This is a genomic window from Paenibacillus xylanexedens (assembly GCF_007676705.1).
GTDB classification, from domain to species: domain Bacteria; phylum Bacillota; class Bacilli; order Paenibacillales; family Paenibacillaceae; genus Paenibacillus; species Paenibacillus xylanexedens_C.
Map to the genome: position 1 here is coordinate 78,953 of NZ_VEBF01000006.1, position 15,771 is coordinate 94,723.

Below are 15,771 nucleotides of genomic sequence, written 5' to 3' on the forward strand. Positions count from 1 at the left end.
CCTGTACGTAGTTAAAGTCAAGTCTGTGTGGAATAGCCCTTATTCGGCAACGTCGCTTCCCCTCCTGCAGCGATATCCTTATCCCCAGATGGTTCAACGTATTCCCGTTTCAGCATTCGCATGAAAGGCAGGAAGAACGACATGCCGATAACATTCATGCCAGCGATAACTCCATAGAAATAGATGACTTCATTGAAGGCTCGAGTCAATCCCCAGCCAAGTGCGATAATAATGAGGAAATATACCGCATTCAGGAGGATGGCCTGATATCCGCGTCCGCTCTGTTCCATCGTCAGCAGGGTTGTCATCATGGGGCCCATGCCAATATAAGAAAGAGCAACGATGGACAGATACCTCGCTGCTTCAGCTCGGGTCGCCACGTCTTCAATCAGGAATGCTGTAAGCGGATCTCGCCAGATCCAGACGGCAATGGCAATGATTGCGTACAGCGCAAAGGATTGCAACAGCCCCTGACGATAGCTTGCATAGGCTCTTGGCCGATGTGGGGATTGCAAATTATGATTGATGATAATACCGATAGCGGAGCCAATTACGATTCCCGGCAAGATCGCCATCGTTTGAATTCGATAACCGACGCCAAACCCGGCTACTGCCCCTTCACCAAAGTGACTGACAATTTTATTGAAAAAAAATGTACTCAGAAAAATCATGCAGTACGAAATGAACACAGGAATACCTACATGCCTGAGGGAAACCAGATGCTTTTGTGCAAAAGCAAAGCGTTCAAACACCATTTCCTTGCGAATAAACAGAATCAGCAGGGAGATGGCCAATGACAGGGTCGAAGTAATCAGGTTGGCGTAGATGATACCCTTCAAATCCAGCCCGAAGATCGACACAAATGTGTACACGAGTGCAATGTTCAGCATCGCCATTCCAACCGAGCTCCATGAAGCAGCCTGTGCCCGGCCCAGTCCTCGTAGTGCCGCGCTGCTCACTGCCGCCAGGACAGCCGGTATGCTCACTGCCATCATGCCCCCTACGTACAGCGTAAACACGGGCCCGATGTCGGCAGGCACGCGGTAAAACCATGAAAGCACAGGGGTGAGCAGCATCACAATTCCCCCGGTGAGAATGGCAAGCAGCATGGCACTGCCCATCATGTGCAAGAACAATTGGGTAAATGCGCGGGAGCCCCCGGCACGACTGCGTGCCACCGCTACCTGAACAGAGAGCTGCATCGCTTCGATGATGGCTATCATGACGAATGAGACAGGAATGTACAACGAGAGTACATACAGTACACTTTGACTCGTGTGACCCATGAAAAATACATTGGCCAGTTGCGTAATCACGTTAACCAGAGAAGCGAGAAGCATCGGAACGGCCGTACGAAATAACAAACGATGGATCGAGCCGGCCGTATAATCGATCCCCTGCATGGTGTTCACCTCCACGATTCATGAAGTCTTGATTTCTTGATTCAATGTAATTCTGCTGAGCAATGGCAGATGTACCACATGCACACAACAACCGGATATCATCCGGTCGTTATCCCATGAGACCAGTATGACCCGATCATCTGGCCTAATGATGCCACGCTCCAGCTTATCTGCCAGTTGTATCCACACATCCCCGCTCTGATAATCGGTATGCGGTACGCAGACGGTCTTGGAAGGCGAAATATGCAAAACAGTACTTCCACTGATGCGTAATCCCAGTCTTGACTGAAGAATGATGTGCTCGGCTGCATAAACATCCATCCATTCGCGGATAACGCCAAGTGCTTCGGATGAAAAAGTCGTAGTTTCATTTGACCTGATGATCCTTTTTCCCGAGTAGTATACCTGCAACGCACCTTGACCCAGACCAGCCTCCAGCGCAACCGCCATGTCACCCAGTTCACCGTAAGGTTCGGATCGCTGACCGTACCCCATCTGTCCATCTTCATGGAGAATTCGCTGCTCCACCATCACAATCGCAGTGCGTTCGTTGGGAAGCATACTCCAGAGAGCTGCCTGAATGGCCTCAGTACCCGCGAGTGCACCCATATGGGTTATCCCCAGTGGATGATCAACTCGCCATGGAGCCGTTTCAAGTATTCGGGCAAGCGGAGCATTCAGCGCATGGCGTTCGGGACAACTCTGGGCAAGGATCAGCCATTCCCAGTATGGCTTCGTAGACAATCGCTCCAGCACCATAAGCACAAGATCACCGGCTGTCACACGTCGCCCATCGGACATAAGGGAGCGGGTCAACGTCCCTACGCGACCATAGTAGTGATCCTCCATGTATATGTGCGGTGAAACACATACATAATCATCCGGGGTTGGCCAATCCAGCGTATACAGATGATCCTCCGCCGTAAGCCAGCATATATGATCCACATAGGTGGGCACGCCAATGTCATCATGAAGTGAATCAGGCATTCTGCATCTTCCCGTTGGCATATGCCTGAAAAACGTTAATCTTTTGAATGGACGTTGTGCCTTCCATGAACTCAAAGGCCCTTGCATCACGATACCATTTGTTCAGCAGAGGATGTTCCATCAAGGAACCTGGCCCCATCATCTCCAGTGCCCATTCCGTCGCTTCCTCGGCAACTGCCGCAGCTCGTATTTTACTAAGGGAAGCCAGATATCCCTTATTTGCATCATGGTCAATCTCGGCCGCAGCGTTACGAATCATGCTGCGTAGCGCGTGCAGACGCATCTCCAGCCGCTCCAATTCTGTCTTCTCGCGTTCTGTGAAGAACGTTCTGTGCTCCACAACATAATCATACGCAGCCTGTGCAACACCAAGCGCCAATGCTGCCACGCTGGGACGCATCCGGTGGAATGTCCGCAACGCTCCCCACAACCCACGCTTGGTTGGGCTTAAATGACGCCCGAGAATATCCTTCTCTTCCAGTGGGTATGCCTCGAATTGCAGATGGCTGAGTTGCAAACCGCGAAGACCCATCGTGTCCAGCGGAGTTGCTGTGAAGCCCGGCATGGAAGGATCAACGATCGCCACCTGAATACCCAGAGGCGTGCGATTGGTCTGGGCAAATACCAGACCGATACTCGCCCGGTGTCCATTTCCAATATAAAATTTGTGTCCGGTTAACTCCATTCCCCCATCCGGATGACGCGTAATCCGCGTACTAATCTCCGTTGCATCCGAGCCCTTCTCCGGCTCAGACAAGGCAAAAACAGCCCAAGCCGCTCCTTTCAGGAAGTGACTATAAAAGCGCTCCTTCTGTTCCTCATCCCCCAAGTCAATCATGACGATACTGGACATGGAAGGGCCAGGCCCCCCCAGAAAGACTCCCGCATCTCCTGCGGACAACTGCTCGATTGTAATAACTCTTTCCAGCGAAGAAAGTCCATAATATCGATCCTGACCTATCGTTACGATCGGCTGACCGCCATACTCCGGGGGAATCATCATATGATTGATGGCCTGCAGAGCAGACGTGTGCAAAAACTCGGTGAGCCGGTCTGGCTCCTGGTCAATGATCAGGCCGATCTGACGAAGTTCCGCAGCATACTGTTTCATCTCATGCTCAAACACCGCAATTGTTGATGGTGTAATCATCAATACTCCTCCTTACCTGGCAACAGTACGTTTTTCACCAGTTGGCCGGCATATGTATAGGCAGATACGCCCTGTCTCAAAAAACCAAAACCACCGCCAAGACGTTGGATCTGCCTGAAGGCCTCGTCCAATTCCTGATGTATCCACGTATGAACACGGACGGATGGGATGCCAGGATTCGCGGACAAGTAACGGTCTTCAGGTAACGTTTCCACCATATATAGCGTGGTCAGAATGTCAGCAACCATGCCCTTCACGAGTTGGTGCTGAAACGTGGATTGCCCACCCGATATTCGCACCGACAAATGCTTGCGAACCTGCTCCAGGCCAGCCTTACACAGCTCTGCACGGAACTCAAGCAGGCGTGTTCTCAGTTCATTCGAATTCACACCTTCGCCTGATATCTCAGCCTTCTCGTCCTCATTCGGCTGCACCCGGTATAGCTGTAATCCGGAGGGCTCCAGCATCCGATCCTGCACAGGAACGGCATGTAGTTGGTTCCAACGATACAGTCCAGCTGATGCTTCATGCCAAAGTAAAGGATCTTGTTCAATGAGATGAGCGGTCGCCAATACGTATGGGCCTGTTGCCAAAAGTACTGGACGATTGCTCACAAGCCAGGTTTTCGCCTCGAACATTTCCGAAATCGGAGCAACGGGGTTACCTGCTGCCTTTGATCCAACAGGCTTCGCATCTGCGCCCTGGAATTCAATAACGTGCATTGCCATTCCTCCTGTTCATTCTTCTTCGCATCCTCCATGCTCCACCAATGCAAAGCCAAAAAAACTGCCAAGCCCGATACTGACCATGATGGAGCGCCCCTTCATACACACCCAATCCTGCTCCAATCCCGAACTCAGGTTAATAAACGGGTCGTTGGAAAAGGTATGTCCGATTCGCTGAATGTTATCCAGATATATCCGATCAAGCCCAACTCCCGTACGTCGCGAGAATTCCTTCCAAGTTGTCCAGTTCACATTATGGGGGAAAATATGATTCACATCCTCGAAACTCAGGCCTTGCATTGACAGCAGCTCTTCCATCCCTTGAATGATATGGTCTACATACAATCGATTAAATGCCGAGATCTCATCGGCAGTCGCATGATAGCCCGTGTGGAACCGGGTGTCTCGCAGCACATGCGCGGCCTGAACGACATGTTGGCGACTCTCTCTGCTTAATAGAACGGCTACGGCGGAATCCCCCAGAATGGCCGACTTGCGCAGATACCGCCATTCGGGAGGCAAAAAATTGAATTGATCCGCACAGATCAGCAACACATTGCGGATGTGAGGCTGCGTTCGCGAGATTCGTTCAAGCCATTGAAGAGCAGCTATCGACGATGCACAGTTCATTTGGGATATACCATAGAACGGGACATCTTCCAGCCCAAAGCGACAGAGGATACGCTGCCCGAGCCTGTAATCACTCGGTGTCTGCACCTGGAAGGAATGGACATAGAGAACAAGGTCGATCTCGGAAAGGGAATGTCTACTCTGAAGCCGTTCCACAGCCTGCGCGATCGTATCGTCAAGCATCTGGTCCGATTCCGTTACAGGCACGCCTTCCAGGCGGTGATACTTGTGCAGAAACTGAAGTTCGCCTTTCCCTAGCTCCATGGCAGCTAACACCTCTTCCGGCTGCTGAATCTGCTCAGGCAGATAGACGCCAATATCCACAATACCGAAACCCAATGATCTCCCTCCTTCTTCCATTAGTGTCCATTCATGCTCCATTCAAAGGTCCGGATCAGCAGGGCATGAATAAACGAATCCGTCTGTTCCAGATGCATAAGACATATGTACTCTCCCCCGTCCTTCTCATTCAGTAACTCCTGTAATGCAAAGAATGGCGCGGCACTCCAGTGTGACGGATCATAACAGCTCTTCAATCCAATTTCGCCGTACCAGGCAGCCTGATTGCACAGCTGCTCCAGATCAGGATGGATGAGCAAATTAATCCGGCTCCGGTGAATGGATGCCCCGACACATAATCGATCCAGCACCGTCTCCGCAGTATCCGCTATGGAATCCTCAGCATGTCGCATCTCTACACCAAGCAGCGATGGTCCTACGCCTGTCATCCGATCAAGGTATATGGCTGCTGCGGTGTCCGGCCCAAGTGGCGCTTCCAGCTCCACAGTTTCATAGGGGAGAGCTGTCTGATCCATGATCAGCAGCATGCCTTTTGAGTATCCTTCTCTGCCCAGATAGTGCTGAAGCATGTGCAGAGCAGCAAAAGGAGCACCAAAACCAAGATCATTTACAGCAAAACTGATAAAGCGAGCCTGATAACGATCCATCAAATAATTCACAATCGATATATCCGGGCGGGTATTCGGAAAATTGTAAGCCAGCAGTAGCACATCCACATCCTGCATGACCCGATCAAGTCCCGTTTCTTCCAACAGTTCTACACTCATCTCGTGATAGGCATTGTTGTTACGCCCCTGCAAAAGTTGAACGTCGTACTTGATCGGAGTACCTGCGAGCATATCCTGATGAAAGCGTAGCAGCTCCGGATGAGCAAACGGAGGCTTTTTCTCCGAGAACAGTCTGACTCCCATCTCCCGAATGGCAATGGGCGAAGCCATCAAGCCGCGATGAGCTGCTTCTCAATATAAGCAGCCAGGGAACCTACCGTATCGAATACATCGGGCTCCAGATCATCCGGGTCAATCTCCAGACCTTCAATCTGGTCCTCCAGCGTCATCAACAGTTCCAGAACCGAGGTCGAATCCAGGTAAAGTTCGTCAAATAAAGACGTGCTCAATTGGATATCCTGCCTGGCTTCGGTATTCAACACTTCAGCAAGGGCAATCCTGATCTCTTCAAGCAATACTGCAGTCGTCATGATCATCATCTCTCCTCATTAATTGGTTATTGCCGTGTGGGATACTTGAATCAGGCGTTGCTTGGACAGTAAATCCTGCGGAGTATCCCGCTCACGGATCAAGTGGGCCTCCCCGCCAACAATCAGCACTTCCGCCGGACTTCCGTGACTCAAAAAATGGGTGGGAGAAGCCGTTGGTCCGTAGGCTCCCGAATGAAAAACGCCGATCAGATCTCCTCGTTCAACAGGAGGAAGCAGTACACGCTTACCAATAACATCGTTGGGCGTACACAAGGGACCCGTAATGTTGTATTCGGCCACGGGGGAAGCACCATAACGCGTCAGCGAGGCGATCGGAAAGTTGCGCTTCACGTAGGAGCCTGTGCCTACCGCCGCCATATGGCAGTTTGTTCCACCATCTGTTACGACGAAGTGTTCTCCATACGATTGCTTCACGTACAGGGCACGACTAACCAGCATACCGCAGGTGCCTACCAGATATCGCCCAAGCTCCATAAACAGCCGGGTATTCGCATGACTGGACCGAAACGATTCGAACATTGGATTCAACTGTTCTGTGAGTGTGGCTATCGATAAGAATTGCTCGCCTTCATGATAGGGCACGCCCAATCCCCCGCCTACATCGACCATGCGCAGCGTGATATCCAGCTCATTCTCGATTCGATCCGCCAGTTCCAATATATGACGGGTATTCTGCACGATCGGCTCTACTTCCAACATGCGGGTTCCCATGTACACGTGAAGTCCCATGATCTCCACATGGGAGAAGCTTTCGAACTGCTCTTTCCCCTGGAGCACACTTTGTTCATCCATACCAAACTGCCGCGGTTTGCCACCCATAGTCAGCCTGGAACCTTTGACGGAAAAGGAAGGATTCACTCGCAGCGCCACTGGCACGATCCGTCCCTCACTTGCAGCAATGATCTCAATGCGCTCCAATTCCTGAAATGACTCACACACAATTGCATATATACCAAGACGTATGCATGCAGTAATCTCGTCATCGCTTTTACCTGGCCCCAGGAAAATAATACTCTCTGGTGCTACTCCGGCCTGTACAGCCGTATGCAACTCTGTCAGAGAACACACCTCTGCCTGTGCTCCCATCTCGCGCAGCATTTGTACGATTGAAATATTTGGATTGGCCTTCAATGAATAGAACAGCTCCACGTGAGACGTAAGCGATTCCCGAAGCTCTGTATACACTTGTCGCAACACATCCCCGTCATATACATACAGCGGGGTTCCGAATTTCTCGGCGATGTCCGAGACAGGCAACTGCTGAATCTGATATTCCGTAGACACTCACATCACCTCGTTAATGGAAGATAGGACGGCTTCTATCGCTTCGTCGATCACTCCCAGCCGTTCAGGAGAGGACGCAATAATCACGCCATACAGACGTCCGGAGAACAAGGTCCCCTCACTTCTGAATGCCGCATTAACTGTGGCAAAATTATTGATCAATAATCCCTCGCCGCGTTTCGGTTCAAACATCAACTCGCCCAGACAGGAACGAAGTACACCGTATTCCAGCAGGTGGTTAAGCCGAAGTGTATATTTTTTGGCCAATCCACATTGATCTTCAGCCAGCCATTGATGTTGGATGTTGGTCTGGTAGGTAGACATATTAAACCTGGCATTGATCTCCAGATTGGGCCAGATTGTACCCGCCTCGTCCAGAATGGCGTCCATGCCGGCAATACCATAATATCCATCTTGATACAGGGCGGCTCCAATTCGCATGGCAGCTTCACGAATGACCGCGAGTTGAACATCGTTGAGCCGGGAAGGCATGAGATGTCCCTGATGCACACCTTGCTCTACCAACGATTCCTTCACGCCCAGAAACTCGACTCCACCGGATCGATCAATGAGAATTTGATAATTCAGGTCACAGATTTTATCAATCCATTGCTCAAGCACATAGTTAATGAGCCGAATTCCCTTTTTGCTTGCCTGTTTCTCCAGCATGCTCATGCATTTGTGGAACCTGGCTTCATCGGCAATGACGGTGATGCCTTTGCCCGATACACCCATGGAATCCTTCAGTACAAGGCGTCCACCCTGTTCTAGCACAGACTTCAACTGGTCGAAACCGGATGCAAGTTCGTCCAAAGACGTGCATTCAACACCGGGAATCTGGCGAATGCCCAGTTTCGCGTTGAGACGGCGGGAATACCCTTTGTCATTCACCTTTCGGAAGATATCTGAAGAAGGCACAGCCAGCGGAATACCGGTAAGGCGTGATAATTCCTCTTCCTGGTCCGAGGTACCGAAGGGAACCAGATAGGCAGGGGAATCGCTAACCTGTGAAAGCTCCCGCAGCTTGTCCATCGTTCTTGGACACTGCAGAAGATTAGCGGTAATATTCATTGCCGGATCATTGTGCTCTGCAGTTATGCATTGGGAGCGACCGAACCCGAGAGCCTGTGCATCTGTCATGAATTCCTGATTCGGAAGATCCTTGAGCAGGATAATATCATTCTCTCCGGCGAGGAAAACACCGAGTTCCTCCATCCGATTAACAACGTTCGCAGCCGAGCCTATGCTTAATGAAGGCAGTTTGAGAATGCCCGATTCACTCCAGTACTCCTCCACTTCAAAATTATTCAGATAGACAAAAGTAACATCATGCTGGCCCGTTAACGCCCACTTGAGCTTGCTCGAAAAATCGGTCAACATGGTAGTCATGACTAGCTCCTCCTATTCCTGCATATTGCATCACTGCTACGCTGAATGTAACCCCAAGTCCGACCGTAACAAGCAGATAATAATCATCTGGTTGCAACAGCTTCTGCTCCAAAATGGCTTGGAGATTAATATACGGGTCCGAGCAGAAGCAATGTCCGATCTCCTGCACGTTGGACGTATATATGCGTTCAAGGGGAAAGGATAAACGAGTAGCCACCTTCTTCCACGAGGATAGATTCACATTGTGTGGAACGATATAACGAATATCCTGTAATGTCAGACCCGCCTGCTCTACTGCGGCAAGAATAGCTTCACATAACCGGGGGGTGTAGATCTCTTGAAACTCTCTGAGGATCTGCGGGGTTCCCGTTAGTACATTACAGAATTGGCCCAGTGTAACACTCGTAAGTCCAACGACACGACTTCCACCCCCCTTGTTGCCAACCAGTACTGCAGCCGATGCCTCTCCCATCACCGTGGTATTGGGGATCAATTGCACAACGGGACTAAATGTTTTTTCACCTGTCAAAATTAAAATATGATCATCCGCTTCCAATGAAGGCAGCAATGTCTCGGCAACATTCAGGGCGATCAAGCCCGATGCACAGTTCTGCTGCGTAAGCGAAAACGCGATGGCATGCTGCAACCCGTAAGTCTGTTTCAGGACTTGCAGAACTTTCATAGGAAAGGGGAAATTTTCCTGAATTGTGTGGCAATAAATGATATACTTAATCGAGTTGGGAGCTACTTCAGGGTTACTTACAACCTGGGTTAATACGCGTCCAAGCAACGAAGCCAAATCTCCATCCCTGTCTTGCCGAACCTGTTTCAAACCGTGAATTTTCTCCAGTACCTTTGTCTGGGCTTTATTGAGCCCCAGAACCTCATTCAGTTCCCTGATCGGCACAATGTGCTCCGGAATGTAAGACCATATTTGCTTGATATGCATCGGCTTCAGACACCTCGTTATCACTAACGTACGAATCTCACTGAAATATAGGGAGATAAAGAGCTTCCGCAGAAGCTCTCATCTATGAATCTAGCGTAATACGATAAGTAAGTAGGAAAAATCAGGCACGAGCTGCTGCTGCACGAGCTTCGACAGCACGAGCCGCTACGGCACGAGCTGCTACAGCACGAGCTTCAACTGCGCGTGCACTGACTTCTCGTGCTTCGCCCAGTCCACTCACTTCCAATTGTGCTGCTTCAATTTCTTTGCGTTTCAGTTGCTCCAGTGTAATGGGAGTCGCTTTAATGACCATTCATATCTCCTCCTCTCATCTTAGATACTCTGATTCTATAATCTTCCAAATTGGATTCAAACTGTAAATGGAGGTAAATGCACCTCTCACTCGCCTTACCCCTGTTTCTGCACATTCGATGGAACCAACATACCAAGCACATCTCCAATCCAAATCAAACTATATTAAGGGACGGTGAACGATCATGCTCGGACCCAAAATCCGGCAAATCCGGGAGCAGCTTGGTCTGTCTCAGAAGCAACTGGCAGGTGAGGATATGACGCGTTCTTACATCAGCCTCATCGAAAAAGGCAGGGCCGTTCCTTCACAGCGTATGTTGAGAATTATTGCCCGCAGGCTCAATACACCTATGGAGTTTTTTTTGGGAAACAGTGCATCGACAGATACGGATATTAGCGAGGCTGTGTTGGACAAGGCCAAAGCCTATTATGCCGAACAGAATGATTCTGCTTGCATCCGTATTGCTCATAAAGTACTAACGCTGACAGAGGATACACTCAGTCAGTCTGAGGCGTACCTCCTCATTGTGCGAAGTCATAATCGACTCGGGGAGTACCGCCAAGCTCTGGATGAAGGGGAAGCTGCAGCATTTACAATCATTCGCTCGGGGGACAGGGGGCGGATCGTTGAATATTATCTAGAGTTGGGGAGAGCGGCTTTTCATGCAGAGCTGTTTCATGCTGCCCGGAAATATTATGAACAGGCGTATACTTACAGCAGCCGACTCAAACATTTACAGGAAGAACACATCCATTCGCTCACCTTTCTTGGCACGACCCATTTACGGCTAGGCAATGTAAATGAGGGGCTGAATTACTATCTCAAAGCGGAGAAGGAAGCCCAAATGGTGGGACAACCCGAACTGTATGGCGAGATTACGCTCGGTTTAGGCAAAGCGTACTATATGTCTGAACAGGACGGACACATGCTGTTAAGTTATGACTGGACCAAGAGATCTGTACAGGCATATAAACAGGCGCGCAGTGAATCCTACGTTCTGGCGCTTCACAACCTCGCCGTGATCCAGCTTCATATGGGGCAAAAAAAAGAAGCCATCCCCTTGTTGAATGAATGCGCCGTGATTTACGACAAACGCAATCTTCCCCACAAGAAGGCTTCCATATTGGAGGAAATCAGTAAAGTATATTTGGAGCAGCGCGAGCCAGAACAAGCAGAGGCCATCATTAAAGAAGCCCTTCAACTGCTGGATCAGCAAGATGAAGGGATGCTCCGTGCCAAACTCTATCGCTTGCTTGGTATTGTATTTCATGAGAAAAACAACAGCAATGAAGGCTATTATTTTCTAAGAATGAGTCACGATCTGCTGAAGCGCATCTATGCAAGTCGCGAGGCTGACATCAGCCATCAACTCCTTTTGCTAAGCCAACAGGATCGTAAAATGAACTATGATGATTATAAGTCATTTATCAAATAAAGCGGATATCTTCTTCAGCTAACAACTAGGGACACAGGATCGTCTTCAGCCCTTCATCGAACAGGCACAGGATCATTCAGATCTAGCAGAGTTTCCGTTGATATGCCATATTTGTGTGCCTGCTGGCCAAAAGCTTGAGCCGATCCTGATTGTGCCCCTGAAACGTGAAGCTGTTCTGCAACAAAGGGTAGAAGCATGATGGTAACCATGCAGAGTTCACTTGTGGCTGTAACCAATTTGCTTCTTTTACTCTCCATGCTCATCTCTCCTCATGTTTATGAATTGGTAGCAGACCACTACATTGATTCCCATGAACCTAAGACGTATTGTACGAATAATGGCTATGATTTAAAATACGTTAATTCCCATTTACCTCCATTTGCACGTTCATCTCAAGGATAAAAGGTCATATGAGCCTTATCCTCACGATAATAATCCAGCCTTTGCTTCATCGTACCTGTATGCAGTTCGAACAGATGACCATCCGGATCAGTGAAATATACAGATGCTGCATCCCGCGGATCTCTTGGCCTTCCGGGAAGAATGTCCGCTCCGGCTGCTCGCAGATGTTGCACCGACTCTTCGAACTCCTCTTCTTTGACTGTAAATGCAATATGGGTATAGGTTCGTTCCGTATAATTGCGAATAACATCCTCCTGATTCAGGGCGATCCACAGACCGGCAAGCTCAAAATAAGCCAGTTTGCGTCCTTTCACCTGAATTCGGGCACCGAGAGCCTGCTCATAAAAGGTAATGGCCCGCTCCAGATTGGATACGGAAAAGCACAAATGATTAATTCCCTGAATATTCATGTGGCTCCTGACACCTCCATCGATTTAAGGATCTATCCTTATTATGGTATATTCTGTGCAATAAAAACAACCGCTCTGCTGTTTCCTCCCGCACCTTCTTTTGGGCGAATGCATAGTTTATCCGTATCAATGAACGTTCGAGGAGGATGTAAAGCGCATGAATCCTGTCTATCCTTTTTATGGTGAGAAAACGGTGTGTAAGGAGCAAAAGCTGGCATTCCCACCCCAGCATCAGGACCAGCAACCTGGTCTGGAAACCCTGATGGTGCCTGAACCAATCAGTGAAGACCCTGCCTATATCGGTAGCTGCAAGCTCGAAGGAAAGGTTGCCATTATTACGGGTGGTGACAGTGGAATCGGCCGGGCGGCCGCCATCGCTTTTGCGAAAGAAGGCGCAGATATCGTCATTGCTTATCTATATGAACGGACAGATGCCGAAAGGACTCGCGAGCGGATCGAAGAATTGGGGCAGCGCTGTCTGTTAATTGAAATTGATCTCCGCTTAAAGAAAAACTGTGAGGCTGTCATTCGCACGACCATGGAAACCTACGGGAAGATCGATATTCTGGTCAACAACCATGGCGTACAGTATGTGCAGCCAAGCATCGTTGATATTACAGAAGAACAGCTGTATCACACCTTTCAGACGAATGTGTTCGCCTATTTCTTTTTGATCCAGGCCGCTCTCCCGCATCTGTGCAAAGGCGCCTCCATCATCAATACCGCTTCCGTTACAGCATACAAAGGCAACACCCAATTAATCGACTACTCTTCCACCAAAGGAGCTGTCGTGTCGCTGACTCGTGTACTCGCCCAGTCGCTCGCTGCACAGGGGATTCGCGTGAACTCCGTCGCCCCGGGACCTATCTGGACCCCGCTCATTCCTGCCAGTTTCTCTGCTGAAGACGTGCAGGTATTTGGAACAGATACGCCCATGGGTCGGGCTGGTCAGCCTTACGAACTGGCGGCAGCCTACGTCTATCTCGCTTCCCGCGATTCATCCTACGTCACAGGTGAATGCATTCATGTGAACGGCGGCGATATGGTAACGACGTAGAGTGATATCGTTAACTGATCACTCCACTTGGTAAAAACATATCTGAACGATGTGCTGCTGATGTCAGGTTGGATTTGGCAGGTGTGACAGGATATCGGTTGTCCGGTTGCGAAGAAGGTTAGGAGTATGATCCGGTTATACCGGAGCCTGACATCTTGCGACAAGGAGCTGAACAACCTGATGAACTTCGATCCACTCTACCAACCGTACCCCTCTTACCGCGTGCCCGTTTATGCCAAACAAGGCATGGTTGCCACGTCACAGCCCCTGGCTGCACAAGCAGGTCTGGATGTATTGAAAAAAGGCGGCAATGCCATTGATGCCGCCATTGCAACTGCGGCAGCGCTGACGGTGCTGGAGCCCACGTCCAATGGCATTGGTGGCGATGCTTTTGCCCTCGTCTGGACCGAGGGCAAACTGCATGGCCTGAATGCCAGCGGCCCTGCGCCTCAGGGCATATCCATTGAGGCGCTTCAAGCGGCAGGCCATACGGAGATGCCGAAGCTGGGAGTTGTTCCGGTGACGGTGCCTGGCGCACCGGCGGGTTGGACCGAGCTGAGCCGCCGTTTCGGGCGGCTCACGCTGGCGGAAGCGCTGGAACCGGCCATCCGCTATGCGGAGGAAGGTTACCCGCTTGCGCCAGGGCTGGCCCGCCACTGGGCAAGGGCAGCCGAGATCTATGCACGCCAGGGGGATGCGGAAGCAGGGCGTGCGTGGTTTGAGACATTTGCTCCAGGCGGGCGTGTTCCCGCAGCTGGAGAGATGTGGCGCTCGCCGGATCATGCGGCGACTTTGCGCCAGATTGGCGAGAGCGAAGCGCGAGACTTTTACGAAGGAGAACTGGCCGAACGCATTCATTCCTTTATGGCAGAGCACGGTGGTTATCTGACTCGCGAAGATCTGAAAGCTTTTCAGCCGGAGTGGGTCGATCCCATCTCCGTCTCCTATCGTGGATACGATGTATGGGAGATTCCGCCGAATGGACAAGGATTAATTGCTCTGGCGGCGCTTAATCTGCTGAAAGGTTACGCATTCGACGAGAAAGAATCCGTTCTGGCCTATCATCAGCAGCTTGAAGCCATGAAGCTGGCATTTGCCGATGGGGAGAAATATATTACTGAAGAGCGCAAAATGGGCGTGAGCGTGGAGGAACTGCTGTCCGAGGCCTACGCGGAAGAACGGCGCAAACTCATTGGTGATACTGCACGTACACCTGAGGCAGGCGATCCACGCGCAAGTGGAACGGTCTATCTGGCTACAGCGGACGGTGAAGGCAACATGGTTTCCTTTATTCAGAGCAACTATATGGGCTTCGGGGCCGGACTGGTTGTTCCGGGGACAGGCATTGCATTGCAGAATCGCGGACACAATTTCTCACTGGACCCAAGTCATGCAAACGCCCTGGAACCGGGTAAACGAACGTATCACACCATTATTCCTGGGTTCCTCACCCGCGGTAGCGAAGCGGTTGGGCCATTCGGTGTCATGGGTGGTTTCATGCAACCGCAAGGTCATGTGCAGGTGGTTATGAATACGATCGATTATCACCTGAACCCACAGGCTGCACTGGATTCTCCACGCTGGCAGTGGACGAAGGGCAAAACGATACTTGTGGAGCCGGGCTTTCCGCAACATATTGCACAGGCACTTGCCCGTAAAGGACATGATATTCAAGTGGCGCTCGATCCATCCCAGTTTGGACGTGGTCAGATCATCTGGCGCAACCCGGACAATGGCGTATTATGCGGGGGTACGGAGACCCGCGCCGATGGCTCGATTGCCGCTTGGTAAAACTCTCATAATTTCTATCATAAGGACGGGTAAGATTATCCTGCTATGCTTCACATATCTGCTATTCAAATTCAAAGACACAACAGAGATGTTTCATCTCAATTGTGTCTTTTTTTGAGTTTCGACATCAGCAAACAACAGACTGAAGTCATATACGCACCCTTTTAACCAGATAATTGTAAAACCCATGTATAATTCATGAAACATACTACGATTTTCGTAAATTTTCAGTGAATACCATAAATCACAGTACCCTTCTGTCCGATAAAGATAAAGGGGAATCCTGTCATCCATATATGCATATTTCTCCACATCTGAAGAACACCT

At 50.2% G+C, this 15,771-nt stretch carries 16 protein-coding genes; 3 read left to right on the forward strand and 13 right to left on the reverse strand.

Annotation, left to right across the window (positions count from 1 at the left end; translation table 11 throughout):
• Positions 1–17: 17 nt before the first annotated feature.
• The 11 genes from FS628_RS24555 to FS628_RS24605 all read right to left on the reverse strand — a co-directional run bounded on the left by FS628_RS24555 (position 18) and on the right by FS628_RS24605 (position 10,349).
• Positions 18–1,403: an MATE family efflux transporter gene (locus tag FS628_RS24555; protein ID WP_145325596.1), complete on the reverse strand. Its 1,386-nt coding sequence runs from the start codon at positions 1,401–1,403 to the stop codon at positions 18–20.
• A gap of 18 nt (positions 1,404–1,421) precedes the next feature.
• The gene (locus tag FS628_RS24560; protein WP_145325597.1) at positions 1,422–2,390 is read right to left on the reverse strand and encodes a hypothetical protein; all 969 of its coding nucleotides are present in this window, start codon (positions 2,388–2,390) and stop codon (positions 1,422–1,424) included.
• Complete coding sequence (locus FS628_RS24565; RefSeq protein WP_145325598.1) at positions 2,383–3,540, reverse strand: acyl-CoA dehydrogenase family protein; 1,158 nt, start codon at positions 3,538–3,540, stop codon at positions 2,383–2,385. The genes FS628_RS24560 and FS628_RS24565 overlap by 8 nt, the downstream gene beginning before the upstream one ends.
• A complete protein-coding gene (locus tag FS628_RS24570) occupies positions 3,540–4,262 on the reverse strand; it encodes a hypothetical protein (RefSeq protein ID WP_145325599.1) in 723 nt (240 codons plus the stop codon). Before FS628_RS24570 ends, FS628_RS24565 begins: the two co-directional genes overlap by 1 nt.
• Positions 4,263–4,277: 15 nt before the next feature.
• Positions 4,278–5,234, reverse strand: coding sequence for a 3-oxoacyl-[acyl-carrier-protein] synthase III C-terminal domain-containing protein (locus FS628_RS24575; RefSeq protein WP_186327953.1), 957 nt, complete (start codon positions 5,232–5,234; stop codon positions 4,278–4,280).
• Positions 5,235–5,254: 20 nt separating this feature from the next.
• Positions 5,255–6,133: a hypothetical protein gene (locus FS628_RS24580; RefSeq protein WP_222125288.1), complete on the reverse strand. Its 879-nt coding sequence runs from the start codon at positions 6,131–6,133 to the stop codon at positions 5,255–5,257.
• Positions 6,133–6,393: an acyl carrier protein gene (locus FS628_RS24585; RefSeq protein ID WP_145325602.1), complete on the reverse strand. Its 261-nt coding sequence runs from the start codon at positions 6,391–6,393 to the stop codon at positions 6,133–6,135. Before FS628_RS24585 ends, FS628_RS24580 begins: the two co-directional genes overlap by 1 nt.
• An 18-nt stretch (positions 6,394–6,411) precedes the next feature.
• Positions 6,412–7,698 (reverse strand): diaminopimelate decarboxylase, encoded by a 1,287-nt coding sequence (gene lysA / locus FS628_RS24590; RefSeq protein ID WP_145325603.1) that lies wholly within the window; start codon positions 7,696–7,698, stop codon positions 6,412–6,414.
• Entirely contained in the window at positions 7,699–9,087 is a 1,389-nt protein-coding gene (locus FS628_RS24595; protein WP_145325604.1) for an ATP-binding protein, read from the reverse strand. It abuts the gene before it with no gap.
• A complete protein-coding gene (locus tag FS628_RS24600; RefSeq protein WP_145325605.1) occupies positions 9,026–10,036 on the reverse strand; it encodes a 3-oxoacyl-[acyl-carrier-protein] synthase III C-terminal domain-containing protein in 1,011 nt (336 codons plus the stop codon). The genes FS628_RS24595 and FS628_RS24600 overlap by 62 nt, the downstream gene beginning before the upstream one ends.
• Before the next feature lie 121 nt (positions 10,037–10,157).
• Positions 10,158–10,349: a hypothetical protein gene (locus FS628_RS24605; protein ID WP_145325606.1), complete on the reverse strand. Its 192-nt coding sequence runs from the start codon at positions 10,347–10,349 to the stop codon at positions 10,158–10,160.
• Positions 10,350–10,533: 184 nt separating this feature from the next.
• Between FS628_RS24605 and FS628_RS24610 the strand changes: the two genes are divergently transcribed.
• Positions 10,534–11,784 carry a helix-turn-helix domain-containing protein gene (locus FS628_RS24610; RefSeq protein ID WP_145325607.1) on the forward strand — a complete coding sequence of 417 codons (1,251 nt, stop codon included), beginning with the start codon at positions 10,534–10,536 and terminating at the stop codon, positions 11,782–11,784.
• A 53-nt stretch (positions 11,785–11,837) separates the two neighbouring features.
• On the opposite strand, the gene FS628_RS24615 is transcribed toward FS628_RS24610, so the two are convergent.
• Both FS628_RS24615 and fosB read right to left on the reverse strand, forming a co-directional pair.
• On the reverse strand, positions 11,838–12,041 hold the full coding sequence (locus tag FS628_RS24615; protein WP_145325608.1) for a hypothetical protein: 204 nt from the start codon (positions 12,039–12,041) through the stop codon (positions 11,838–11,840).
• Between the two features lie 135 nt (positions 12,042–12,176).
• Positions 12,177–12,596: a metallothiol transferase FosB gene (gene fosB, locus FS628_RS24620; protein WP_145325609.1), complete on the reverse strand. Its 420-nt coding sequence runs from the start codon at positions 12,594–12,596 to the stop codon at positions 12,177–12,179.
• Positions 12,597–12,753: 157 nt separating this feature from the next.
• Here fosB and FS628_RS24625 point away from each other — a divergent pair, with 157 nt between their 5' ends.
• Positions 12,754–13,653, forward strand: coding sequence for a glucose 1-dehydrogenase (locus FS628_RS24625; RefSeq protein ID WP_145325610.1), 900 nt, complete (start codon positions 12,754–12,756; stop codon positions 13,651–13,653).
• A 180-nt stretch (positions 13,654–13,833) separates the two neighbouring features.
• A complete protein-coding gene (locus FS628_RS24630; RefSeq protein WP_145325760.1) occupies positions 13,834–15,444 on the forward strand; it encodes a gamma-glutamyltransferase family protein in 1,611 nt (536 codons plus the stop codon).
• The last annotated feature ends 327 nt before the right edge of the window (positions 15,445–15,771 follow it).

Bases quoted from the DNA above. Each gene is read 5' to 3' on its own strand.
- fosB (WP_145325609.1), bottom strand. From the start codon at position 12,596: ATGAATATTCAGGGAATTAATCATTTGTGCTTTTCCGTATCCAATCTG.
- FS628_RS24570 (WP_145325599.1), bottom strand. From the start codon at position 4,262: ATGCACGTTATTGAATTCCAGGGCGCAGATGCGAAGCCTGTTGGATCA.
- FS628_RS24555 (WP_145325596.1), bottom strand. From the start codon at position 1,403: ATGCAGGGGATCGATTATACGGCCGGCTCGATCCATCGTTTGTTATTT.
- FS628_RS24605 (WP_145325606.1), bottom strand. From the start codon at position 10,349: ATGGTCATTAAAGCGACTCCCATTACACTGGAGCAACTGAAACGCAAA.
- FS628_RS24600 (WP_145325605.1), bottom strand. From the start codon at position 10,036: ATGCATATCAAGCAAATATGGTCTTACATTCCGGAGCACATTGTGCCG.
- FS628_RS24585 (WP_145325602.1), bottom strand. From the start codon at position 6,393: ATGACGACTGCAGTATTGCTTGAAGAGATCAGGATTGCCCTTGCTGAA.
- FS628_RS24625 (WP_145325610.1), top strand. From the start codon at position 12,754: ATGAATCCTGTCTATCCTTTTTATGGTGAGAAAACGGTGTGTAAGGAG.
- FS628_RS24565 (WP_145325598.1), bottom strand. From the start codon at position 3,540: ATGATTACACCATCAACAATTGCGGTGTTTGAGCATGAGATGAAACAG.
- FS628_RS24630 (WP_145325760.1), top strand. From the start codon at position 13,834: ATGAACTTCGATCCACTCTACCAACCGTACCCCTCTTACCGCGTGCCC.
- FS628_RS24580 (WP_222125288.1), bottom strand. From the start codon at position 6,133: ATGGCTTCGCCCATTGCCATTCGGGAGATGGGAGTCAGACTGTTCTCG.
- FS628_RS24615 (WP_145325608.1), bottom strand. From the start codon at position 12,041: ATGGAGAGTAAAAGAAGCAAATTGGTTACAGCCACAAGTGAACTCTGC.
- FS628_RS24595 (WP_145325604.1), bottom strand. From the start codon at position 9,087: ATGACTACCATGTTGACCGATTTTTCGAGCAAGCTCAAGTGGGCGTTA.
- FS628_RS24610 (WP_145325607.1), top strand. From the start codon at position 10,534: ATGCTCGGACCCAAAATCCGGCAAATCCGGGAGCAGCTTGGTCTGTCT.
- FS628_RS24560 (WP_145325597.1), bottom strand. From the start codon at position 2,390: ATGCCTGATTCACTTCATGATGACATTGGCGTGCCCACCTATGTGGAT.